We start from the raw sequence: 21,875 nt of genomic DNA, 5'->3' as shown, positions 1-21,875 counted from the left end.
GAGGAGATAACGATGTTAACGCATGTTGTGTTTTTTAAACTCAAAGATCGTAGTCCAGAAGCCATAGAAGTAACCAAAGCCGTTCTTACGAACATGGAGGGTAAAATCCCGGTTTTAAGACACATTGAGGTTGGAACAGACATCCTACACCTAGAGCGTTCTTACGATATCGCACTCATTACGAAATTTGATTCCCTAGACGATTTGAAGGTTTACGATACGCACCCTGTGCACGAACAAGTCAAAGCTCATATGAAAACAGTTCTTGATGGAACGTCCGTCTGTGTTGATTTTGTAAGCTAACCCATGTTTGAAAAACATAGGAGAACAGTGTAGTATCCTTAGAAGAGGCTCGTTCTTGACGTTGTCAGGCACTAGCGAAAATTCTTAGGCTGCACTGTTTTTTGTGTGTTTAGCGCAATACGAATTTACATAGACATGGGAGAGGAATCCAAGTGAAGTCTAAATTAAATAGAGCTTACATGATAGAAGTTCTAGAAATGCTGCTGCGGACTCCTAGTCCAACAGGGTATACGCATCACATTATGCAAAAAGTAGAGCTAGAAGTCAGTAAGCTTGGCTTTGAGCTTTCTTATACGAATAAAGGCTGCGGCATTGTGACCATTCCAGGTGTTAGTTCTGATCGCGTAATTGGCATTTCTGCGCACGTAGACACTCTCGGTGCTATGGTTCGTTCAATTAAAGAGAATGGCACGTTGAAAATTACGTCACTTGGCGGGTTTATGATGGGTGCGATTGAGAATGAGTATGTGCAAATTCATACGCGTGATGAGCAAGTATTTGATGGAACCATCCTTACGTCGAGACCTTCTGTTCATGTTTACGAGGACGCGCGTGAGTATAAGCGCGATGAAGCGAATATGGAAGTCCGCATTGACGAGCTTGTTAGCTCAAAAAAAGATGTGCAGGCACTCGGAATCCGTGTTGGCGATTTCATTTCTTTCGATCCGCGTGTCCAGGTGAAGGAGAATGGTTTTGTAAAATCGCGTCATTTGGATGATAAAGCGAGCGTAGCGTCGCTATTCGGACTTCTTAAGCTGATCAGAGAACAAGGTTTACAGCCTCATTATACAATCAAGCTGTTCTTCTCCAACTACGAAGAAGTTGGTCATGGCTCCTCATTTATCCCTGAGGATATTACAGACTTTATTGCTGTAGATATGGGGGCGCTTGGTGATGATTTGAGCGGCAGTGAGCGAGATGTTTCTATTTGTGCCAAGGATTCCTCGGGCCCATATGATTTTGCGATGACTTCAAAAATGATCGAGCATGCTGAGAAGTTGGAAATTGGCTATGCAGTTGATATTTATCCGCGCTATGGTTCGGATGCATCGGCAGCATTGAGAGGCGGCCGTGACATTCGTGCGGCGCTAATAGGGCCTGGAGTTCATGCGTCACATAGCATGGAGCGAACGCATATGGATGCTGTAGTGAATACAGCAGCCCTTCTTGCCGCGTACATCCAGGAGCCGGTGCAAGGATGAATATTTTAAGCGCAGTCGATATAACCAAAACCTACGGCGACAAAGTGCTTTTCGATGATATCTCGTTCACCCTGAACGAGAAGCAGCGCATTGGCCTCATCGGCGTGAACGGCACAGGCAAGTCCACGCTGCTGAAGATGCTGGCGGGTCTGGAATCCCCAGATCGCGGCAAGCTCGTGCACGCGAACCATTTCCGCGTGGAATACTTGCCGCAAAACCCAGAGTTCGATCCGAACTCCACGGTGCTTGAGCAAGTATTCCACGGCGATTCGCCGCTCATGAAGACGCTGCGCGACTATGAGCTGGCCCTTGCCGACTTGGAGCTGGACGCCTCCAACGAGAAGAAACAATCGCGCCTGTTCTCTGCTCAGGCGCGCATGGATGAGCAAGGTGCCTGGGAAGCCAGCACCTTGGCCAAAACCGTGCTGATGAAGCTCGGCATCAGCGAGTTCGACAAGCCCGTCGGCCAGCTGTCCGGTGGTCAGCGCAAACGCGTCGCCATGGCGCGCGTGCTCATTCAGCCCGCCGATCTGCTCATCCTCGATGAGCCGACGAACCATATTGATAACGAGACAGCCATCTGGCTCGAGGAGTTCCTCAGCAAATGGCGCGGCGCTTTGCTGCTCGTTACCCATGACCGGTACTTCCTAGAGCGGGTCACCACCCGCATTCTGGAGCTGGACCGGGGCAAGATCTACAGCTATGAGGGGAACTACGAGTGGTTCCTCGAGAAGAAGGCGGAGCGGATGGATTCCGAAGCCGCTAGTGAAGACAAGCGGCAGAATCTCCTCCGCCGCGAGCTGGCCTGGCTCCGTCGCGGCGCGAAGGCGCGCACGACGAAACAGAAGGCGCGTATTAACCGCGCCGAGGAATTAAGGGACCGCAAGGTGGACGGTTCCGCTGACAAGCTCGACATGGCGCTGGCTGGCAGCCGCCTTGGCAAGAAGGTGATGGAGCTTGGCGACATCACCAAGTCTTTCTCAGGCGGGAAGCAGCTGCTCAGCGGCTTCAGCTACATTGTGATGCCGAAGGATCGTCTCGGCATCATTGGTCCGAACGGCAGCGGCAAGTCGACGCTGCTTAATATGCTCGCCGGGCGCATTCAGCCCGACAGCGGCACGATCGAGACCGGCACTACGGTGAAGTTGGCGTACTACACACAAGAAAACGTCGAAATGGACGAGAAGATGCGCGTGATCGAATATATCAAGGAAGCCGCGGAGCAGATTCGCACGTCGGATGGTGAAACCATTTCGGCCGCACAGATGCTTGAACGCTTCTTATTCTCTCCTAATTTGCAGTGGTCGCCAATCGGCAAACTCTCGGGTGGAGAGCGCCGTAGACTTTATTTGTTACGCACACTAATGGGCGAACCGAATGTTTTGCTTCTCGATGAGCCGACCAATGACTTGGACATCCAAACTTTGACGATACTGGAAGATTATCTAGATCAATTCTCCGGGGCTGTTATTACGGTTTCCCATGACCGTTACTTTTTGGATCGAACCGTGACGCATTTATTTGCATTCGACGGGAATGGTGGGATCGAACCGTTCATAGGAACGTATTCCGACTATTTGGAAGATAAACGGGAACAAGAAGAGGCGGAGCAAGCACGGAAAGAAATCGTGCGCCAAGCGAGCTCGAAGATGACTAGCGGCAGTACTGCTTCTACTCCTTCAAGTGCAAGCTCTGCTCCAGCCACGAATCGGCCGAAGAAGCTTTCGTTTAAAGAACAGAAGGAATGGGACGAAATCGAGAATACAATTGCTACTTTGGAGGACAAAGTCGACAGCTTGAAAAAGCAAATCGAAAACTCTGGAAGTAACTTCGATCTCGCACGTGATCTTTATGAACAAGAGCAACAAACCGCTGCGGAGCTTGAGGCTGCAATGGAAAGATGGACTTATTTATCAGAGTTAGTAGAAGAAATAGAACGAAATAAGTTATGATAGAAGAGGAAGTTCAAAAAGTCGGTTTTTGATTACGAAGATAGCCAAGAAGTCAATTCGACATCGAATCTTGCTTTCACCTTCGAAGGCAGGTAGCCATGTAGTTTTGCTACACTCCGCTCCTCCTTCTTCAGGTTCTGGCAACTTTCTCGGTGCTGAAAACCCGACTTTTTGAACACGTATTAAGATAAAATATTATAAAGGTAGGTATATAGACCCCATGATTAGTGTAAATAACGTGACGCTTCGTTACGGCAAGAGAGCCCTATTCGAAGACGCCAATATTAAATTCACACCAGGAAATTGCTACGGCTTGATCGGAGCAAATGGTGCAGGTAAATCGACTTTCCTCAAAATTCTTTCCGGTGAGATCGAGCCTAACACAGGCGAAGTTAACATTACACCAGGCGAGCGTATGGCTGTTCTGAAACAGAACCATTACGAATTTGATGAAATTGAAGTTTTGAAAACTGTTGTTATGGGTCATGCCCGTTTGTTCAAAATCATGGAAGAGAAAGATGCTTTGTATGCAAAAGCTGATTTCTCCGAAGAAGATGGCATGAGAGCTGCTGAGCTTGAAGGCGAATTCCAAGATCTAGACGGCTGGCAAGCAGAGTCCGACGCAGCAGAGCTTTTGATCGGTCTTGGTATTTCAACATCCATGCATGACACGAAAATGAAGGATCTTGATGGTAACGAAAAAGTTCGCGTGCTCTTGGCACAAGCTTTATTCGGTAACCCAAATATTCTTTTACTCGATGAGCCTACCAACCATTTGAACTTAGAGTCCATTCGTTGGCTGGAGCACTTCTTGTCCCGTTTCGAAGGCACTGTTATCGTCGTATCACATGACCGTCACTTCCTGAACCAAGTATGTACCCATATCGCAGATATCGACTTTGGTAAAATCCAAATGTACGTCGGTAACTACGACTGGTGGTATGAGTCCAGTCAATTGGCTCTTCGTTTGACGCGTGATGCGAATAAGAAGACCGAAGAAAAACGTAAAGAGCTCGAAGCGTTTATCGCACGTTTTAGTGCGAATGCCTCCAAATCCAAGCAAGCGACTTCCCGTAAAAAGCAGTTGGAGAAGCTTACGCTTGAAGATATTCGTCCATCCAGCCGTAAATATCCGTTCATTCACTTCAAAGGTGAGCGTGAAGCGGGCAAGCAGTTGCTTGCTGTTGAAGGAATTTCCAAAACAATTGATGGTGTTCAAGTATTAAATAACGTAACCTTTACGATTAATAAAGGCGATAAAGTTGCTTTCGTTGGCATTGATGGAATTGCGAAAACGACGCTGTTCAAAATTTTGATGGGCGAAATGGAAGCAGACAGTGGTACATTTGCGTGGGGGATCACTACTTCTCAAGCTTACTTCCCGAAAGACAGCCAAGATTATTTCAACTCTGATTTGACATTGGTAGACTGGCTTCGTCAGTACTCCAAGGATCAAGATGAGTCATTCCTACGCGGATTCCTAGGGCGCATGTTGTTCTCTGGTGAAGAAGCGTTGAAGAAAGCGAATGTGCTTTCCGGAGGAGAGAAAGTGCGTTGCATGTTCTCCAAAATGATGCTAAGCGGAGCCAACGTATTGATCCTTGATGAGCCTACCAACCATTTGGATTTGGAGTCTATCACGGCGCTAAACAATGGGCTTGTTGATACTGACTGTACGATCCTATTTGTATCCCATGACCATCAGTTCATCCAAACAATTGCTAATCGCGTTATGGAGCTTACGCCAAAAGGTCTCATCGATAAAATGTTTACGTATGATGAGTATTTGGAAAGCGAAGATGTGAAAAAACAGCGCGAAATTCATTACGCGTAAGAAATAAAGTGAAAAGCGCCCTGAAGTGTTACTTTCAGGGCGCTTTTAGCTACACAAAGTGTTGTCTAGCTGCCGCCAGTGCGACGGCGTTGGTTATTTACTTTTTTGGTCATTTGGCTTTTCGCTGTTTGATTGCTATTTCCAGCTGCTTTGGGGTTAGCGCGCGCTGCGGCTTGATCCGCTTGTTTCTGAGCTAGTTTGGCTTTGATCGCGTCGGCTAAGCTGACTTTTTTGACACCTTGTGGTTCGACCTGGTCGGCTTGCTGGTCTTGAGGCTTGTCTGACATAAGAACACCTTCTTTACATGGTATATCCATAGTATAATCGAATCAAAGAAAAGATGAAAGAAGGTGTGTGAGGGATGTTTGATCCAACGATCTATGACAATATCAAAGTAGTGCTCGAAGGGGCCGTCTATGATTTGGATTTGGAAGGTAAAATCATCATAACACGAAGAGAAGATTTAATTAACTTGTCCTCGATGTCTCGCACATTTGCTATTGAATTTGCTAGACAAGTGGGATTGCCGAATAAAGCGGAAATTCACTTACATGTGCATTTGAGTGATTTGGCAGCTGAAATTCTAGAAAATCCTACGGCTAAACCTGGGTGCACGCTGTTAATTAAGCTTCATACGTATGTGAACGATCCCGAAATAGATTGCCCGATGATCGAAGCACAATTGAACGCCATTTGGGAGCAACGTCCGCGTATTACCCAGCAAATTTCGTATCTATATGGGGAACAACCAGAGGAATACCGCAATCTCATTACGTTATCCTTTGGACGCAAAATTGATGAGAGCCATCTCGATGACTTTTCCGATCTAATCGACTATGCGTTTGAAAGCTTAGTGTGGTTGGATGAAAGAGGGGCATAAGGATGCAAGAGTTATTTCAAAAAGAGCTTCAGGATAAAGTTAATCAAGCTCGCGAAGAATCATTCGCTGTCTTTATGTACACGCCGTTATGTGGCACCTGCAAAGTAACAGAGCGCATGCTGGACATTATTCTGACGATGAAGCCCAACTTGCCGTTAGTGAAATGTAATATTAATTTTCTGCCTCAAATCAGCCAAGAATGGCAAATTGCAAGTGTCCCATGCATTGTCATGATCGAACCAGGGAAAGAGAAGCAATATCTGTATCGGATGCAATCCGTGGATGAGCTATACCGCAGACTAATGCCATTAGTAGAACAAGAATAGGAGTTGAGTATACGATGAGTTTTCAAATCGGAGACCACGTTATCGCTGAGTATAAAACAGGGGTTTATTTTGGTGAGGTTGTTGAGTTGACTTCCAGCATGAAGGCGGCTGTTCGTATTCTTGCCGTGAAGGATCACCCTACACAAGGAGATTTACATAATCCGATGGATCCAAGCGTAGCTTTTTTTCATCAAAGAAGAGCATTATCCCATCAAGAGATTGCATTAATGCCAATTGCAACGATTCGTCCTTATGCGGGTGATGTGCCAGATTACCAAGTGTCTCTGAAGAGAGCGCTATTGGCTCAGATCGATAAGCTGTCAGACATGGAAGCATGGGCCCGACGCTCTCTGCAGGAGCTTGATCAGCTGAGTAAAGAATATTTTCCACCGTCCAATTAGGAAACTTCTAAGTACAACTTCGTACCATCATTGTATTTGAAAATAGCTACATCACCAATGATCTCGATCATCGAGATCATTTTTAATTTTCTGCGAAATTCAAAATGTAGTTCGTATTCCTTCAATTTCGTTGAGAGTAACTCCATCTGGGAACGTTTATGAGTAAAATTCATCACAGGGATCGATTTATTCTTAAAACGAATTGTGTTTGCTTGCATATTCAAAACCCTCCTTTACACGGTAACTGCTGCTTTGTTGCTGCCTTACACTATTTAGGATACATTTCAAATGTTAAATATGTTTGCGTTCAACTATTAAAAAAGTTTTAGCAATTTATTATATGTGAATAATAGCGCTACAGGGCTAGTTCCGCTAAGATAAATTTTGGAGGAGCAGATTCGTTGTTGCGGGGAGGGTTAACCCCATTTATAATAGATAAGATTGTATTCTAACAGGTTCTGGAGGGTCACAGAAATGACAGTAGCAAAACCAACTCGTATTGGGATTATTGGCGCCGGAAATATCGGGAATGTACACATGGAGACTTTTAAAACGATACCAGGGGCACAGCTTGCAGGCGTGACAGACGTATATTTGCCTCTTGCTGAAACGAGAGCGAAAGAACATAACATTGAGCAGGTATATGCAAATTCAGATAAATTGTTAGCAGATCCTTCGATTGATGCGGTCGTTATTGCTGTGTCGAATGAGTGGCATGCACCGATTGCAGTACAAGCGTTACAGGCTGGAAAGCATGTCATGCTGGAAAAGCCGATGGCGATCGATTTAGCTTCAGCTCGTCAAATTGTTGAAGCAGAGCGCAAAGCGGGCAAGGTTCTCATGATCCCTCACCAAATGCGTTGGGAAGCAGCGTCGATTGCTGTGAAGGAGCAAGTGGAGAAAGGTGCGCTTGGTCACATTTATCATGCGAAAGCGAGCTATCTGAGACGTAAAGGCATTCCAGGCTGGGGAACATGGTTTACGCAAATGGAAAAATCAGGCGGAGGTCCATTAATCGATCTTGGCGTACATATGTTAGATCTAACCTTGTATTTGATGGGGAATCCAAAGCCGGTTTCCGTGTATGGATCAACCTATGCAGAGTTTGGCCCACGTAAGCAAGGGATTGGCACATGGGGAGCTCCGAATTGGCAAGGGAAATTTGATGTTGAGGATTTAGCGACAGCCTTGATTAAGTTTGAAAATGGGGCAACACTTTCCTTGGATGTCAGCTGGGCAGGCCTACTTGAAACGGATAACTTGCCAGTTGTACAGTTGTTAGGTTCTGAAGGTGGCGCGTATTTGAAAGGCGCAAAAGGAAAGCTTTTTGCAGAAAAATTCGATCGAATCGTGGAAACAGAGCTTTCGGCTCCTGCAGCGAATGATGATCCACGAGCACGTATGGTGCAGCATTTCTTATCCAGTATCGCGAGTGGTTCTCAGCCGATAACTTCTGTCATGACAGGCTATACGAATAATTTGATCCTAGATGCGATTTACCGTTCGTCGCAAACAGGCGATGAAGTGAAATTGAACTGGGACATCGAGTAGACAGGGGCTGCAAGCAAGTGAACTGGGAGTTATTTAGTATCATCGGGACGATCGCCTTCGCAGTTAGTGGTGCGATCGTGGCGATGGAAGAGGAATATGATATCTTAGGTGTGTATGTACTTGGTCTTGTTACAGCGTTTGGTGGCGGGATCATTCGCAATATGCTAATCGGAAAACCGATTGTTCTTCTATGGGAGCAAGGGATGTATTTTCAAATCGCTTTATTTGCGATGACAGTTGTCTTCCTTATGCCTGTGAAATATATTCGTATGTGGAAAACCTGGGAAGCCTTCTTCGATGCAATTGGCTTAGCGGCATTCGCAATCCAAGGGGCGCTCTATGCGACAAATATGGGTCACCCACTAAGTGCCATCATCGTTGCCGCGGTACTAACTGGGATTGGAGGAGGAATGGTTCGCGACGTGTTAGCAGGTCGGAAACCACTCGTGCTCAAAGATGAAATTTACGCCGTCTGGGGCATGCTCGCAGGCGCATTGGTCGGACTTGGGTGGTCACAAGGTACGTGGCAGTTAGCTATTCTTTTTGCACTTATCATCATTTTGCGTATGTTCTCAGTTAACTACAAATGGAAACTGCCGAAACGCTCTTTGCGTGATACTTTAGTGGAATCCACAAGAAGATCGGATTCCTAGTCCAATTCACTTGCATGGTAATCGCTTTGAGACAGGAGGAGAGTCATTTGGAAGCATCTTTAACACAGCAACAGAAAATTTCAGCTGAAACGATTGCGACCCGTATTATTTCCGTAAAGGAATTGTTGCAAACGGAGTTAGATCTGTATGAAATATCGAAGGATTCAGAGACCGGTGAGCATTACTTGCACTACGCCTATATGCACCGAGATTTCACCAATACAGGAGAGCCAGAGTCCTTTCATTACTTAATGCCAATTGAGAATGATGATGTGCTTGGTATGATTTTTGGAGAGCAAGGGTATGCCTATCCAGAGCATTGGAACGCTTCCTTCTTAAGAAATGGACCAGAAGGCTTTTATATCTGGTTTGATCCTTCGCACGAAGCTGAACAATCCGAGGATGAGGCCATTGCGGCGGATCTCCTTAAGAAGCTTCGAGCCTTTCATGATCAAGGGAATGTAGATCCGGAAGCCGTTCGTAAGCTTTTAGAAGACATGGATGAGACCAGGAATAAAGAAGATTAGATTCAAATCGAAAGTGAAACCTGAAATGGAAATCGAAATGAACCTCTTCGAAACCGCTCAACTTGAGTGGTGGCGATGGAGGTTTTTTTTATCATAACTCTGAAAATACGATCTTTACAGCACCATTTAGCGTAAAAGTGGAAATGCGTGCGTTTATGCTAACAAAGTAAAAACTGTAAGATTTTTCACCTAGAAGTTTAGTAAAAATAAGGGAAATGGACCATATTAACACTAGAGTCATTTGAAGAAAAGAAAGGGGGACACTTAATAATGGAAATGGAATCGTATCATTTTGCAAATTTAGGCATTCATGAGGAATTAATGCAAGATCTTCGCAATCTAGAATCTCGCATGAAAGAGGAATTAGGGTACGAAATTGCGCTAATTGCGTATACCAAGGAAGCGGATGGGCTTCCAAGCAAGTAATACATACAGAGAAATAGGGGGAATGACGATGAAAGCTGTGAAAATGTCAGTTATTATGACGGCTGCCTTCGTCGGCTTGACGGGGTGTTCAGCAGCACACTCTAACAAATTAGAAAAGGCTTCGGTGTCTATTCAAAGTGTTGGCCTATCAGATTCTAGTGCTACAAAGATTCAAGATCAGTCGAACAGCGCTGCAAAAGTCACTAAAAAAGATCAAACACGAGGGCAATCGCGCTTTGAGAAAGACGATCTACATCGCAATACGTACCTTTCCATGAACCGTGAAGTAGCAGATCAAGTGATGCAAGAGGCTCATCTGGGCTCAACTTCAATCGCGATGACGGACACGAATATCTACGTAGCAGTTGATATGGGGGAGTTACAAGATCAAGGTATAAATGATCAAGCTAAACAATTAAGCAAGTATAACGATCCAGCGACGGAAGCGGGGTTGTTCGGTTCAGGAGCAGGCGCTCAAATGGATTGGGTATCCGCGAAGCCTATATCTGGTGACAGCATCAATGTTATTCGACATGTGTTAACGCGCATATATCCCGATTCGCATATTTTCATCTCGTCAAATGCTTTGTTCGTAAATCGGATGATGTACTACGACATGCAGCAACGAAAAAATAAACATATGGATATGTACTTGCACGAGTTTAATACGATGGTGCAATATACATTTAATAGTCCCAAATGAGTAATAAATACAAGGTTCGAGCTTACTGCAGCTCAAAAATCTGCGAATATGTCCACAAAGATGATGTGCTGATCGCGATTAATTATGAAACGGCCTATAGTTTGGCGCAGGTGTACAACGAATTTTCGTCTAAACCAAGCTGCCCTTCTTGTGGAGAAGCCATGGCTTTCTATGCCCACTCCGTCATTGAGGAGCCTTGGCTAACCTGATGAAGCTTGACAATTCGCGCTTTCCTGATAATAGTTAGAGAATAATGCAATCAGGAAAGGAATGCCAAAGCGATGATGACAGATCTTTTGAAAATAGATGCTTTACCACCAGAAGTCCGAAAGCGTTTAGATGAGCATAAGCAGATCCTCCATACAGCCGAAGACAGTAAGCTAATAGGAATTGCAGCGTATGAAGCACCCACGGAGGAACTGCTCAAAGACGCAATTTTGTCACTATTTTTGGGCAAAAACGTACTTTTAAAGGGTCCGACCGGATCTGGCAAAACGAAGCTTGCTGAGCACGTTTCAGCAGTCTTTAATCAGCCCATGCACAGTGTGAATTGTTCCACGGATTTGGATGCTGAGGCATTACTTGGCTTCAAAACACTAACACATGATGAGCAAGGTCGGAGTCATATTGCGTTTATCCCAGGTCCAATTATGAAAGCAATGACCAAAGGACACTTGCTCTACATTGATGAGATTAATATGGCCAAGCCAGAAACGCTGCCTCTAATCAATGGTGTTCTGGATCACCGCAGATCGATAACAAATCCATTCACAGGTGAAGTAATTACTGCGCATCCAAACTTCAGAGTTGTCGCAGCAATTAACGAAGGCTACATTGGTACCGTGCCGTTAAATGAAGCGCTGAAAAATCGTTTTGTCACAGTGGAAGTGCCTTATTTGCAAGGTGAATTATTGTTTCAGTTGTTAAAAAGTCGTTCCGTGTTGCATGACGAAAAGCTGTTGCGTACCTTCGTTCAACTATCTGCTGATTTGCTTTCCCTGATTGAAATGGGGCAACTGCCCGATGAAGCGGGATCGATTAGGGCTTTGTTAGACGCATGTGATTTGGCTGCTTACATACCACCGATGCGTGCTGTTACGCGCGCGATTGCGGATAAGCTAGAAGATGAAAGGGAACGTGCAGCTGTGATGAATACGGCTGAAACGTTATTGTAACGCAATGTTCGTAGGAAGCCTTAGCCGATTGGATGATAAAATCGATGCGATGCTGCACATGCAGCTGGTGGATTTAGCTCGATTATTTACGAAACGTGGAAAGCTTGAGGTCGAGGCTGGATTTCATGCGCATTATGATGAAACTGCCTTGCAAATGACGGTTAGTCAGTTTTGGTGGGATTATCCGCTTCGTGATAAATCAGCTGGCATGAAAAGCGATGTGTATCTGCGCTGCCTTGGCAGCGCTTGGTTTACAGGTAGGGAGGCAGTAAGCAATTATCTCCACTACTGTACGAACGTAAGGTTTCCAAAGTTGGCTAACAGCTTATTTGCGCTATGCGAAGATATGCGCTTGGAGCGAATATGCCGCAGTCAACGTCCGGGAATGGGAGCTGTATTTGCACATCGACATCATATCTTAGGTGGATATTTCGGGCATAAGCTCCGAACTCATTTGAGTAAAGGAGAGTTGGCCGATGCAGCGCTGTTGATCGTGTATGGCTGGTTCACAGGGAAGTCGTGGCAGGGTGAACCGTTCGCTACTGCGCTTGGAAACGAGCTATCTACCCGCTTGGTTGGTCTCTATGCGGTGCTAGAGCAAATGGAGGAAGCGACGCATACGGCCCAAGTTGCGACTTTGTGTGAACGAATATTTGACACACTGTCGCCTTGGATAGAGCGTGATGCTGTGTCTGCGTACTTTTGGATACAGCAGGGAAGCGGCATCGCAGATCCCTTGCCTGCGGACTATAAAGGCGAGTTGAAGCGTGCGAAGCGGCTCGCCAACGATGATGTGCTCCCCGAACAAGAGGGGGAGCGTCAATTGCCCGGCCAAGAGCGGATGCCGACTTGGCATCGTGAGAGCAGCGACCGCAGCCCAGGGCTGCTGCGGTTCGAGCTGGAGCGCGGCGCTCGCACCGCCGCGCAGGGCTCTGCGCCCCGTGAGGGCGATGCCGCCGACCAGGCGCTCGCCATCACCCAGGGGCGCTCGCAGCGCGCCCAGCGCACTGGCGCCGCCGCTGAGCGGCGCCAAGGGGCTTCCGTGCCCGCGGCCGTGGGGCACGGGGAGGGCGAGGTCGCCGCGTATGCGACGGCGACCTGGCTCTTGCCTGAACGTCCTACTGCTGCGCAGGAGGACGGGTTCAGGCGCCTGAGCGAGCGCGCAGCGCCGCTCGCGAAGCCCTTGCAGCGTGCGATACGGCGCACGCTGGAGCAGAGGCGGATCGCCCCGCGCGGCGATCGGCTGTTTGGGCGGCTCGACAAGCGGCTTACGCGAGCCGTCACGCAAGAGCTGCCGCGCCTCTTCTATAAGAAGCGCGCGCCAGTACCCCAGCTCGACGCAGCGTTCGCGCTGCTCGTCGACTGCTCGGCGTCCATGTATGACAAAATGGACGAAACCAAGCTCGGTCTCGTGTTATTCCACGAGACCCTCCGAGATCTCCGAATCCCACATGAAATTGTGGGATTCTGGGAGGACGCGGACCGCGTGACCGAGCAGGAGGCACCGAACCTGTTCCAGGTTGCGGTGGACTTCGGCTCCTGCTTCGCGGCCGGAAGCGGAGCGGCTCTGATGCAGCTGGAGCCGCAGCAGGACAATCGCGATGGCTTCGCTATACGCGAGATGATGAAGCGGCTGCTGCGACGCACAGAGCGGCAGCGCATCCTCCTTGTTTTCTCGGATGGGGAGCCTTCGGCAGCCAATTACAACGATCTCGGCATCCTGGATACACACGAAGCCGTTCTGCAAGCTAGACGCATGGGTGTCGAAGTGATCAGCGTTTTTCTGGCAAATGGCACTGTGCATGAAACACAGCGGAACGCAATGCGTAATATGTATGGGCGAAGCAGTATCGTTGTTCCGAATGTTGAAGGACTACATGAACAGCTAGTGCCGATTTTACGTAAGCTTTTGCTGAAATCGATCCAGGTGTGATCAGTGCATTCGCTATTTTGTTAAAATCGAATTTCAAAATACCTACATAAACTCCAGTTATATTTGGGGATTTTATAGTTTTCTCACCCAAATCCTGAATTTAACTGGAGAAAATGCATGTACTCGCTAGAAACGATCCAAATGATGCATATTAAATGTGTTTTTTCATGTATTCATATTTATTTACCGAATTGAGCTACATTCAACCTGACGGTTAACGTAACTTCCAACAGCTCAATCTAAAGATCTCATCTATCTTTTAACCTCAAAATCCAGTACAATAGATCAGGGTCATTCTAGGTAAAATTCGCCAAACTCCGACATCAATCGGATGAATCACATACGTTATAATCATTCATAGCTTGTACTCATCATTCATATAGGGGGCATTTTAACTCATGTACGGAGCACCATTATCCAACAAATCCAAGAAAATTATGCTGCTTGGCTCTGGTGAGCTAGGTAAAGAAGTCATTATTGAGGCGCAGCGACTCGGTATTGAGACGATTGCCGTGGATCGTTATGCGAACGCTCCAGCCATGCAGGTTGCTCATCGCAGTCACGTTATTTCGATGCTGGATGGCGAGCAGCTTCGTGCAATTATCGAGAAAGAACGCCCGGATCTCATCGTGCCCGAAATTGAAGCGATCGCGACGTCTGTTCTTGTTGAACTAGAAAAAGAAGGCTACCGTGTCATCCCGACCGCGACTGCATCCCGTTTAACGATGGATAGAGAAGGGATTCGTCGACTTGCTTCCGAAACACTGGGACTTCGCACAGCCAAATATGAGTTTGCCAATAGTCTTGAAGAATTGCACGCAGCAGTCGGTGTCATCGGGACACCTTGTGTGATCAAGCCGATCATGAGCTCATCTGGAAAAGGGCAAAGTGTTTGCCGTACGCCTGAGGGTGTAGAAGCTTCTTGGAACATCGCGATGGAAGGCGGGCGTGCCAAGAACGCGCGTGTTATCGTCGAAGAATTCATCCATTTTGAATCCGAAATTACGTTATTGACGGTTCGTTCTGTTTCGGGAACAACCTACTGTGAGCCAATTGGTCACATTCAAAAAGACGGCGATTACATCGAATCTTGGCAGCCCCATACGATGTCAGAGCAGCAAATCATAGATGCACAGCAAATGGCTAAAACGATTACCGACGCACTTGGCGGCCATGGTCTGTATGGCGTTGAATTATTCCTAACAGCAGATGGCGTATACTTCAGCGAAGTGTCCCCGCGTCCGCATGATACAGGAATGGTTACGATGGCTACGCAAGACCTCAGTGAGTTCGCGCTACATGCGAGAGCGATTCTTGGATTCCCGATAACTGGCGTTCGCTTGTTGACGCCAGGTGCCAGTTACACACTGAAAGCCGATCGCGAGCAAGTTGAATATACAATTAGCGGTATTGATGAGGCATTATCCGTACCGAATACGCAGGTTCGAGTGTTCGGCAAACCGGAAACCAAAGTTGGTCGCAGGATGGCAGTAGCACTGAGTTCTGGGGAAACAGTGGAAGAAGCACGCAGCCTGGCTAAAGAAGCAGCTAGTAAGCTCACATTGAATTACAACTAATTTGAATGACTGAAGTACGGCTGTACCATGTCTGAAGTCATCATCCGGAGGCAAGCACTATGGAACCTAAAGCAGCAAGACTGTCTCGAACCGTGTTGACAGAAATTATTTTGCCGGCGGACACGAACTACCATAACACTGTGTTTGGTGGTCGCGTGATGCAATATATTGATAAAGTTGCCACGATTGCATCCATGCGCCATTGTCGTAAGAGTGTGGTAACAGCGTCGAGTGATAGTTTGGATTTCTTCGCACCGGTTAAGCTTGGCGAGGCGATTCAACTGGAAGCATTTGTTACATGGACCCATCGGAGTTCGATGGAGGTATATGTGAAAATTGAGTCCGAGAATCTTCTGACCGGTGAAAAGAAACATACAGCGACTTCATTCTTGACGTTTGTTGCATTAGATGACACGGGGCAGCCGTGTCCGGTCCCAGGCATTATAGCTGAGACGGATGAAGAGAAAAAGTTGTTCGAATCCGCGGAAGCGCGGTTTACAGCTCGAAAGCTTCGGAAGGAAGCGCGTTTATAAGCTTTCCGATTGCCTGTTTGCGTTAGCAGTTCCCAACGAGGGAACTGCTTTTTTCTTTGGAAAAAGAATCCATCTCACAACTTTTTGATTGGTTAAGGAGTCAAATGAAGAGAGGATGGCATGCCCTCCAATTTACTTTCACAGATAAGGATGAAGAATCAGTGGGACTTGTTGACATGAAACAACGGATAGGCAAGCGATTTCCTTTCTTATATGGACTTCGCGTTAAGCAGTTGATGTTACAAAGGAGCATCATCAATTTAAATCCCAAAATCAAATATGCTTACGTTAGAAGTACTCAACAGTTTACTTATACAGCGAAGAAGCACAAATCCATACTGCGGCGGGTGCTCGGAGATACGGACCCTATTTTACAAGAGAATAAAATCGTGAATTTGAAAATAGCTTTGAAACATGTGGATGGGATCGTGATTCATCCTGGAGAAACGTTTTCCTTTTGGAAGCTAATTGGTGTGACTAGTAAAGAAAAGGGTTATATCGAGGGTCTCATGCTATCTCATGGCGAAGTTCGTGTGGGTACAGGAGGTGGTTTGTGTCAGTTAGCGAATATGCTGTATTGGCTTGCTTTACATACGCCGCTAGTGATTAAAGAAAGACATCATCACAGCTTCGATCTATTCCCAGACGACCGCAGGGTAATTCCATTTGGTACGGGAACGAGTGTATTTTATAATTACGTAGATTTACAGTTTTATAATCCTACCGCGAATCGCTTTCAATTTCATTTGGAGGTTACGGAAGCGTATTTAGAAGGCTCGATAAGCTGTGATACGGAATTGCCCTATGATTATCGAGTGAAAGAGAAAAATCATTCGTTTTACCAACGAGCAAACAAATGGTACAGAGGCAACGAAATTTGGCGGCAAAAAGTAAACAAACAAGATGATTCAATCGTTGATGAAGAGTTGGTTAACGTGAATCATGCAGAGGTCAAGTATATGAAATCTAACGCAAATCAGGAGAACGAATGAAGAGAGAACATGTGATGGATTTTCTCGTTTTCGGTTGGAAACAGGCGTTATGCTGCATTTTCCCTGTTATCATCTTTATGACTTTGGCTGTGTCTAAAGCAGTAACGCTGCCATTCATGCATCGCTATGATTTCATTTTACTTGTGTGCATTCTTGCGCAATTAGTTTTGGTTTGGACAAAGATAGAGAGCGTAGATGAACTCAAGGTTATCACGGTATTTCATATCATCGGCCTTGGTCTTGAGTTGTATAAAGTACACATGGGCTCATGGTCATATCCAGAAGAGGGCTTGACGAAAATAGCCGGAGTCCCGCTTTACAGCGGCTTTATGTATGCCAGTGTCTCAAGTTATGTCTGTCAGGCGTGGAAACGTTTTGATTTACATCTCATTAACTGGCCTAGCAAATACATGGCGATCCTGGTGTCGATAGGCATTTATGCCAATTTTTTTACCCATCATTTTATGTATGATATCAGGTGGATTCTCATTGCCTTGATCGTGATTCTGTTTTATAAATCTCATATTCGGTTCACGGTTACAACCGAAACCTATCGCATGCATACGATCCTTTCCTTCATGTTAGTAGCTTTATTTATTTGGCTGGCCGAAAATATTTCAACCTTTCTTGGCGCATGGCGCTATCCAGATCAAGAAATTTCTTGGCGGATTGTACATTGGGGTAAAATTAGTTCGTGGTTTATGTTGGTGATTATTACGATCATCATCGTGGCGGAATTGAAGCGTATTAAATATCCAAAGCAAGTTAATGGTGCATGAAATAGCGAAACCCCCGGAAGCAGTTAGCCTCTGGGGGTTCTTCTAGCAATTCGTTTATTTAGCTCCGCCTTCGGCAAGGATGGTTTCCCAAATAGCACCTTTACCGTAAAGATCTTTGTTCACTTTGTCCCAACCGCCAAGGTATTCGATATTGAATAGACCAGCTGGCGTTGTGTAGTTTTTCTCATATTGCTTAGCGACTTCTGGAAGAACAGAGCGGAAGCCTTTGTCAGCGAATACTTTCTGAGCATCAACAGAGAACAAGTAGTCATAGAACGCTTGAACAGCTGCACGATTACCATGTTTATCGACATATTTATCAATAATAGCAACTGGATTTTCAATGGAAGTCGTGTATTGTGGAATAACTTCAACATATTTTTTACCAGTTTGAATACGAGCGACAAGTTCATTCTCATACGTAATGATCGCATCGCCTACACCTTTATCGAAGGTCGCTAGGGAATCGGCGCCGCTTTTATCGAGTACTTTAATGTTTTTGTATATTTTAGCTACGAGATCTTTGGCTACAGCAGGGTCTTGCTTACCAGCTGCTTCAGAAATTTTGAGTCCAGCACCGTAGACAGCATTGATATCCCATTTAGCACCACCAGATGTACTTGGGTTCGGAATGAGGACTTCAACGCCTGGTTTTGTCAGATCAGACCAATCTTTAATGCCTTTCGGATTCCCTTCACGCACACCAATAGCAGCGATAGAAGTTGTTACGAAACCTTTTTGTGGCGTTTTTTTCCAGTCATGTGTAATTAGACCTTTTTCCACGATTTTTTGAATATCACCTTCAAGAGAGAGTGGAGCGATATCCGCTTCAAAGCCTTGAATGATAGCAGTAGCTTGTGAACCGGAAGCCACATAAGATTCTTGGAATTCAACCGTTGTGCCGGTTTTCTTTTTATATTCTTCTTTGAATTTTGGCAGGATTACATCAAAGGAATCTTTCAAAATGGAGTAAGCACCGACTGTAATCGTTACTTTTCCGCCGTCAGCTTTCGGTGTTGTACTTGCTGCAGCTGTTGCAGCTGTTGTTGCAGCAGCAGATGGAGCACTTGTGCTAGCAGTCTTCGTTGAGCCGGATCCGCAAGCTGTAAGAGCAATACTTGCTGTGAATAAAGCTGCAGTAACTAGGCCAAGCGTTTTGAAATTTTTCATGGTTAATAACTCCCCTTCTTTTCTAAAGCTTATTTGGTATTGGTTATATGAAGACAGGCTGTGGATCTTGTTTGGCCTGATTATCAATCCAGGTTGTACCTGTTTGGGTAAATACGGAAATCTGGTGGATGAGAATATTAACTTCATCGCCAACTTGATAAATGCGTTCTTTCACGGGCTGATAAGCGAAAAGCTTGATGTGACCTGTATCCACTTCTAGATACCAGGAATCACCGCGGAAGTGAACATGCGTTACTTTGCCTTTTTCACCAGCTGTTGCCAAATGACTTACATTGTGCGGACGTACTTCGATGTTCTCAGGACGTATAAGTACATTCACATGAGGAAGCCATTTGCCATCTTGTTGGAGATCTGCAAGTGTAGGGAATCCAACAAGTGGCGAATAGGAGGGAAGAACGTTGGATTCACCAATGAAGGAAGCTGCAAATGAGGACGCAGGCTTCGTATATATTTCCCATGGGCTTCCTTGTTGTTCAATTTTACCGCCTTGGACCAAGATGATTTCATCGGCAACCTCGATCGCTTCATCCTGATCATGCGTAACGAAAAGGGTCGTTACTTTGAACTCGTTGATCAAATTACGCAGCCAGACGCGAAGCTCTTTACGAATTTTGGCATCAATTGCGGCGAAAGGCTCGTCGAGTAATAGCAGCCGTGGTTCAGGTGCTAGTGCTCTAGCGAAAGCTACCCGCTGGCGTTGTCCGCCGGATAGTTGGTGCGGATATTTTCGCTCATGACCTGCGAGACCCATTAAGTTCACTAGATAAGTAACACGATCATGAATCTCAGCCTTAGATTTCTTGAGTACTTTCAACCCATAAGCGACGTTGTCAAACACTGTCATATGTTTAAATAGCGCATAACTTTGAAAAACGAAGCCGATGCCTCTTTCCTGAACCGGAAGGTGAGTGGCGAGCTTACCATCGAAATAAATATCACCGCTAGTTGGGCTTTCGAGTCCGGATAGCATCCGAAGGATGGAGGTTTTACCACCGCCGCTCGGTCCAATCAAACCGACAAGATTCCCTTCTTTTATTTTGAAATTAACATCTTTGATCGCATGAAAGTCTCCGAAATGTTTATTTAGATTGGTTACTTCAATGTGCATGTGGGGATCCTCCTCCATGATTTCTCGTTGCTTCGCTTCTTCGTTTCAACCACTCTAGCGATAATAAAATCGTAATGGAGATGAGACCTAATACGAATGCCACGCTATTGGCTGCTACGAGCTGGAATTGTTCAGCGTCTTGATAAACAAGTGTCGTTGCTGTTTGTGTTTGATTAATGATATTCCCTGAGACAACCAGGATGGATCCGAATTCACCGAGCGATCGAGCTATCGTCAAAATCAAACCATACACAACGCCCCAGCGAATACTCGGCCAAGTCACCTGTAAGAAAGTGCGAATGGGTCCAGCGCCTAAGGTAGCGGAAGCTTCTTCGGACTGTGTCCCAATTTCTTCTAATAAGGGAACCACTTCACGTACCATTAGCGGGAAGGTAATAAACATGGTTGCAATAACCATCCCGGGAATCGCATAAACGATTTTCATATTATGATCTTCGAGGAATGTACCGAGTGCCGTGTTGGGTCCGAAAATCAAGATCACCATTAAACCTACAATGACAGGTGATACCGCAAATGGAAGGTCGATCAAGGCATTAATGATCGGTTTCAGCCAACGTGAAATCCATGAACCTCTAACAATTTCTAAGGAAATATAAATCCCTATAATGGCATTGAGCACTGTAACGATGCTTACGATTATTGCTGAAATCTTCAAAGCGTGTAGCGCTTCTGGACGAACAAGTGCATCTAAGAATGCCCCAGGACCATCTTCGAATGCTCCGAAGGTAATGCCTAAGAAAGGCAATATGATTAGTAGGAATATAACCAAAAAAGAAATGCCGATCAATAATTTTCTCATGCTAGCCGCCCCTTTCCGCGAGTCCATACATGGATTCCCCATAATATCAGGACGGAGAGTGTCAGGAGGACAAGTGAGATAGCAGCTGCACCTTCAGGATTGTAGTTCTGTGTTTCACCATATATATAGACGGAGGCGACCATCGTTTTACCGGGTAAGTTACCGGAGATCAGGGAGATGGCACCAAATTCTGCAAGTGATCGGGAGAAAGCGAGCATACTGCCGGCAATCGTACCAGGTAACAGCGCTGGCAATACGATGCGGTAAAACGTATAGAATCTGTTTGCACCAAGAGTGAAACTCGCTTGTTCTTCTGCTGGATCAATCTGCTCCAATAGTGGTTGAACCGTACGTACTACGAATGGGAAAGTGACAAAGACTAGACCAATAACAATTGCTGTTTGATTATAAAGCAGTTTGATTCCTACCGAGTCTAACCAAGCTCCTAGTGGACTTTGTGGTCCTAGTAGGGTGAGGAACATTAATCCTGCAACGGAAGTAGGAAGTGAGAATGGGAGATCGACCATGCTGTTTAGAATGCTCTGTCCCCGGAATCGATATCGGACAAGGACATAGGCGATGATCGTTCCTACCACTGCTTGAATGACCGTTGCAATAATACTTAACTTAACTGTTAATACAATCGATTTCCATGCTAAAGGTCCTGTGACTTCTTTCCAAAAAGGTTCCCAGCCTAGCGAAAAGCCTTTGATGTAGATGGTGGCTATAGGGATAAGAAGAAGCACAATTAAGTAGCCTATAAGCACGGATCGAACCGTCGCTTTAAAAACCTTGTTACGCATGGAACACCACCTATTCTCATAAAGCATACCAAGTTACTTGGTTTTATTAAAATGACTATAACAGCGCTAGGATTATTCTGTCAATAAGTAATTTTGGGGTAAATAGGTGATGTTAAGTATTAATTTTTTCCTATAATAGTAGAAATGCATTTTTGAAATATGAAGATACATTGAAAGAAAAATCTTTAACAATTTTTATGAAAAAT

25 protein-coding genes are annotated in these 21,875 nt (G+C 45.7%); 19 read left to right on the top strand and 6 right to left on the bottom strand.

Going from position 1 to position 21,875, the window contains the following annotated elements; translation table 11 throughout:
* Window positions 1–12 precede the first annotated feature (12 nt).
* The 4 genes from ACSQ8P_RS20710 (at window position 13) to ACSQ8P_RS20695 (ending at window position 5,291) form a co-directional block, all read left to right on the top strand.
* A complete protein-coding gene (locus ACSQ8P_RS20710; RefSeq protein ID WP_436236912.1) occupies window positions 13–303 on the top strand; it encodes a Dabb family protein in 291 nt (96 codons plus the stop codon).
* A gap of 152 nt (window positions 304–455) precedes the next feature.
* Entirely contained in the window at window positions 456–1,505 is a 1,050-nt protein-coding gene (locus ACSQ8P_RS20705; protein ID WP_436236911.1) for a M42 family metallopeptidase, read from the top strand.
* Window positions 1,502–3,457 (top strand): ABC-F family ATP-binding cassette domain-containing protein, encoded by a 1,956-nt coding sequence (locus ACSQ8P_RS20700; RefSeq protein WP_436236910.1) that lies wholly within the window; start codon window positions 1,502–1,504, stop codon window positions 3,455–3,457. The genes ACSQ8P_RS20705 and ACSQ8P_RS20700 overlap by 4 nt, the downstream gene beginning before the upstream one ends.
* Window positions 3,458–3,677: 220 nt before the next feature.
* The gene (locus ACSQ8P_RS20695) at window positions 3,678–5,291 is read left to right on the top strand and encodes an ABC-F family ATP-binding cassette domain-containing protein (RefSeq protein WP_436236909.1); all 1,614 of its coding nucleotides are present in this window, start codon (window positions 3,678–3,680) and stop codon (window positions 5,289–5,291) included.
* Between the two features lie 65 nt (window positions 5,292–5,356).
* Here the strand turns inward: ACSQ8P_RS20695 and ACSQ8P_RS20690 are convergent, their stop codons facing one another.
* Window positions 5,357–5,578: a hypothetical protein gene (locus ACSQ8P_RS20690; protein ID WP_436236908.1), complete on the bottom strand. Its 222-nt coding sequence runs from the start codon at window positions 5,576–5,578 to the stop codon at window positions 5,357–5,359.
* A gap of 74 nt (window positions 5,579–5,652) precedes the next feature.
* On the opposite strand from ACSQ8P_RS20690, the gene ACSQ8P_RS20685 reads away from it, so the two are divergent.
* From ACSQ8P_RS20685 to ACSQ8P_RS20675, 3 genes are read left to right on the top strand one after another with little or no spacing between them, the layout of a single operon-like run.
* Window positions 5,653–6,171 carry a hypothetical protein gene (locus tag ACSQ8P_RS20685; RefSeq protein ID WP_436236907.1) on the top strand — a complete coding sequence of 173 codons (519 nt, stop codon included), beginning with the start codon at window positions 5,653–5,655 and terminating at the stop codon, window positions 6,169–6,171.
* Window positions 6,172–6,173: 2 nt separating this feature from the next.
* Window positions 6,174–6,497: a thioredoxin family protein gene (locus ACSQ8P_RS20680; protein WP_436236906.1), complete on the top strand. Its 324-nt coding sequence runs from the start codon at window positions 6,174–6,176 to the stop codon at window positions 6,495–6,497.
* Window positions 6,498–6,511: 14 nt separating this feature from the next.
* On the top strand, window positions 6,512–6,898 hold the full coding sequence (locus ACSQ8P_RS20675) for a kinase-associated lipoprotein B (protein WP_436236905.1): 387 nt from the start codon (window positions 6,512–6,514) through the stop codon (window positions 6,896–6,898).
* Here the strand turns inward: ACSQ8P_RS20675 and ACSQ8P_RS20670 are convergent.
* Window positions 6,895–7,116: a hypothetical protein gene (locus ACSQ8P_RS20670; protein ID WP_056621044.1), complete on the bottom strand. Its 222-nt coding sequence runs from the start codon at window positions 7,114–7,116 to the stop codon at window positions 6,895–6,897. The two genes, ACSQ8P_RS20675 and ACSQ8P_RS20670, sit on opposite strands and share 4 nt — an antisense overlap.
* 256 nt (window positions 7,117–7,372) lie before the next feature.
* Between ACSQ8P_RS20670 and ACSQ8P_RS20665 the strand changes: the two genes are divergently transcribed.
* The 12 genes from ACSQ8P_RS20665 to ACSQ8P_RS20610 all read left to right on the top strand — a co-directional run bounded on the left by ACSQ8P_RS20665 (window position 7,373) and on the right by ACSQ8P_RS20610 (window position 17,747).
* Complete coding sequence (locus ACSQ8P_RS20665) at window positions 7,373–8,449, top strand: Gfo/Idh/MocA family protein (protein ID WP_436236904.1); 1,077 nt, start codon at window positions 7,373–7,375, stop codon at window positions 8,447–8,449.
* Between the two features lie 17 nt (window positions 8,450–8,466).
* Window positions 8,467–9,102 (top strand): trimeric intracellular cation channel family protein, encoded by a 636-nt coding sequence (locus ACSQ8P_RS20660; protein ID WP_082595807.1) that lies wholly within the window; start codon window positions 8,467–8,469, stop codon window positions 9,100–9,102.
* 47 nt (window positions 9,103–9,149) lie between these two features.
* A complete protein-coding gene (locus ACSQ8P_RS20655) occupies window positions 9,150–9,629 on the top strand; it encodes a hypothetical protein (protein WP_436236903.1) in 480 nt (159 codons plus the stop codon).
* A gap of 270 nt (window positions 9,630–9,899) precedes the next feature.
* A complete protein-coding gene (locus ACSQ8P_RS20650) occupies window positions 9,900–10,055 on the top strand; it encodes a hypothetical protein (RefSeq protein WP_436236902.1) in 156 nt (51 codons plus the stop codon).
* A 28-nt stretch (window positions 10,056–10,083) separates the two neighbouring features.
* Window positions 10,084–10,758 (top strand): hypothetical protein, encoded by a 675-nt coding sequence (locus ACSQ8P_RS20645; RefSeq protein ID WP_436236901.1) that lies wholly within the window; start codon window positions 10,084–10,086, stop codon window positions 10,756–10,758.
* Window positions 10,755–10,967 (top strand): hypothetical protein, encoded by a 213-nt coding sequence (locus ACSQ8P_RS20640; protein WP_436236900.1) that lies wholly within the window; start codon window positions 10,755–10,757, stop codon window positions 10,965–10,967. Before ACSQ8P_RS20645 ends, ACSQ8P_RS20640 begins: the two co-directional genes overlap by 4 nt.
* Before the next feature lie 75 nt (window positions 10,968–11,042).
* A complete protein-coding gene (locus ACSQ8P_RS20635) occupies window positions 11,043–11,933 on the top strand; it encodes an AAA family ATPase (RefSeq protein WP_436239569.1) in 891 nt (296 codons plus the stop codon).
* 28 nt (window positions 11,934–11,961) lie between these two features.
* Window positions 11,962–13,866, top strand: coding sequence for a cobaltochelatase CobT-related protein (locus ACSQ8P_RS20630; RefSeq protein ID WP_436236899.1), 1,905 nt, complete (start codon window positions 11,962–11,964; stop codon window positions 13,864–13,866).
* Window positions 13,867–14,264: 398 nt separating this feature from the next.
* Window positions 14,265–15,443: a formate-dependent phosphoribosylglycinamide formyltransferase gene (purT, locus tag ACSQ8P_RS20625; protein ID WP_436236898.1), complete on the top strand. Its 1,179-nt coding sequence runs from the start codon at window positions 14,265–14,267 to the stop codon at window positions 15,441–15,443.
* A gap of 59 nt (window positions 15,444–15,502) precedes the next feature.
* A complete protein-coding gene (locus ACSQ8P_RS20620) occupies window positions 15,503–15,976 on the top strand; it encodes an acyl-CoA thioesterase (protein WP_436236897.1) in 474 nt (157 codons plus the stop codon).
* Between the two features lie 104 nt (window positions 15,977–16,080).
* A complete protein-coding gene (locus ACSQ8P_RS20615; protein WP_436236896.1) occupies window positions 16,081–16,968 on the top strand; it encodes a VanW family protein in 888 nt (295 codons plus the stop codon).
* Window positions 16,965–17,747, top strand: coding sequence for a DUF817 domain-containing protein (locus ACSQ8P_RS20610; protein WP_436236895.1), 783 nt, complete (start codon window positions 16,965–16,967; stop codon window positions 17,745–17,747). The genes ACSQ8P_RS20615 and ACSQ8P_RS20610 overlap by 4 nt, the downstream gene beginning before the upstream one ends.
* A 54-nt stretch (window positions 17,748–17,801) precedes the next feature.
* Here ACSQ8P_RS20610 and ACSQ8P_RS20605 read toward each other — a convergent pair whose 3' ends face one another.
* Genes ACSQ8P_RS20605 through cysT form a run of 4 tightly spaced genes read right to left on the bottom strand, consistent with a single transcriptional unit; the run spans window position 17,802 to window position 21,669 of the window.
* Complete coding sequence (locus tag ACSQ8P_RS20605; RefSeq protein WP_436236894.1) at window positions 17,802–18,917, bottom strand: sulfate ABC transporter substrate-binding protein; 1,116 nt, start codon at window positions 18,915–18,917, stop codon at window positions 17,802–17,804.
* Window positions 18,918–18,960: 43 nt separating this feature from the next.
* Entirely contained in the window at window positions 18,961–20,046 is a 1,086-nt protein-coding gene (locus ACSQ8P_RS20600) for an ABC transporter ATP-binding protein (RefSeq protein WP_436236893.1), read from the bottom strand.
* Complete coding sequence (locus ACSQ8P_RS20595; protein WP_436236892.1) at window positions 20,036–20,866, bottom strand: sulfate ABC transporter permease subunit; 831 nt, start codon at window positions 20,864–20,866, stop codon at window positions 20,036–20,038. Before ACSQ8P_RS20595 ends, ACSQ8P_RS20600 begins: the two co-directional genes overlap by 11 nt.
* Window positions 20,863–21,669: a sulfate ABC transporter permease subunit CysT gene (cysT, locus tag ACSQ8P_RS20590; protein ID WP_436236891.1), complete on the bottom strand. Its 807-nt coding sequence runs from the start codon at window positions 21,667–21,669 to the stop codon at window positions 20,863–20,865. Before cysT ends, ACSQ8P_RS20595 begins: the two co-directional genes overlap by 4 nt.
* Window positions 21,670–21,875: the final 206 nt, after the last annotated feature.

The organism is Paenibacillus sp. LjRoot153 (assembly GCF_964253085.1).
In the GTDB taxonomy this organism is placed as follows: Bacteria; Bacillota; Bacilli; order Paenibacillales; family NBRC-103111; genus Paenibacillus_E.
The sequence above is the reverse complement of the archived record's forward strand: the minus strand, read 5'-3'. Positions and strand labels throughout refer to the sequence as shown.

What these genes read in the sequence shown, in the direction of transcription:
- ACSQ8P_RS20600 (WP_436236893.1), bottom strand. Translation starts at nt 20,046, where the DNA reads ATGCACATTGAAGTAACCAATCTAAATAAACATTTCGGAGACTTTCAT.
- ACSQ8P_RS20665 (WP_436236904.1), top strand. Translation starts at nt 7,373, where the DNA reads ATGACAGTAGCAAAACCAACTCGTATTGGGATTATTGGCGCCGGAAAT.
- cysT (WP_436236891.1), bottom strand. Translation starts at nt 21,669, where the DNA reads ATGCGTAACAAGGTTTTTAAAGCGACGGTTCGATCCGTGCTTATAGGC.
- ACSQ8P_RS20645 (WP_436236901.1), top strand. Translation starts at nt 10,084, where the DNA reads ATGAAAGCTGTGAAAATGTCAGTTATTATGACGGCTGCCTTCGTCGGC.
- ACSQ8P_RS20695 (WP_436236909.1), top strand. Translation starts at nt 3,678, where the DNA reads ATGATTAGTGTAAATAACGTGACGCTTCGTTACGGCAAGAGAGCCCTA.
- ACSQ8P_RS20685 (WP_436236907.1), top strand. Translation starts at nt 5,653, where the DNA reads ATGTTTGATCCAACGATCTATGACAATATCAAAGTAGTGCTCGAAGGG.
- purT (WP_436236898.1), top strand. Translation starts at nt 14,265, where the DNA reads ATGTACGGAGCACCATTATCCAACAAATCCAAGAAAATTATGCTGCTT.
- ACSQ8P_RS20610 (WP_436236895.1), top strand. Translation starts at nt 16,965, where the DNA reads ATGAAGAGAGAACATGTGATGGATTTTCTCGTTTTCGGTTGGAAACAG.
- ACSQ8P_RS20675 (WP_436236905.1), top strand. Translation starts at nt 6,512, where the DNA reads ATGAGTTTTCAAATCGGAGACCACGTTATCGCTGAGTATAAAACAGGG.
- ACSQ8P_RS20635 (WP_436239569.1), top strand. Translation starts at nt 11,043, where the DNA reads ATGACAGATCTTTTGAAAATAGATGCTTTACCACCAGAAGTCCGAAAG.
- ACSQ8P_RS20595 (WP_436236892.1), bottom strand. Translation starts at nt 20,866, where the DNA reads ATGAGAAAATTATTGATCGGCATTTCTTTTTTGGTTATATTCCTACTA.
- ACSQ8P_RS20680 (WP_436236906.1), top strand. Translation starts at nt 6,174, where the DNA reads ATGCAAGAGTTATTTCAAAAAGAGCTTCAGGATAAAGTTAATCAAGCT.
- ACSQ8P_RS20700 (WP_436236910.1), top strand. Translation starts at nt 1,502, where the DNA reads ATGAATATTTTAAGCGCAGTCGATATAACCAAAACCTACGGCGACAAA.
- ACSQ8P_RS20710 (WP_436236912.1), top strand. Translation starts at nt 13, where the DNA reads ATGTTAACGCATGTTGTGTTTTTTAAACTCAAAGATCGTAGTCCAGAA.
- ACSQ8P_RS20670 (WP_056621044.1), bottom strand. Translation starts at nt 7,116, where the DNA reads ATGCAAGCAAACACAATTCGTTTTAAGAATAAATCGATCCCTGTGATG.
- ACSQ8P_RS20605 (WP_436236894.1), bottom strand. Translation starts at nt 18,917, where the DNA reads ATGAAAAATTTCAAAACGCTTGGCCTAGTTACTGCAGCTTTATTCACA.
- ACSQ8P_RS20650 (WP_436236902.1), top strand. Translation starts at nt 9,900, where the DNA reads ATGGAAATGGAATCGTATCATTTTGCAAATTTAGGCATTCATGAGGAA.
- ACSQ8P_RS20690 (WP_436236908.1), bottom strand. Translation starts at nt 5,578, where the DNA reads ATGTCAGACAAGCCTCAAGACCAGCAAGCCGACCAGGTCGAACCACAA.
- ACSQ8P_RS20640 (WP_436236900.1), top strand. Translation starts at nt 10,755, where the DNA reads ATGAGTAATAAATACAAGGTTCGAGCTTACTGCAGCTCAAAAATCTGC.
- ACSQ8P_RS20620 (WP_436236897.1), top strand. Translation starts at nt 15,503, where the DNA reads ATGGAACCTAAAGCAGCAAGACTGTCTCGAACCGTGTTGACAGAAATT.
- ACSQ8P_RS20615 (WP_436236896.1), top strand. Translation starts at nt 16,081, where the DNA reads ATGAAGAGAGGATGGCATGCCCTCCAATTTACTTTCACAGATAAGGAT.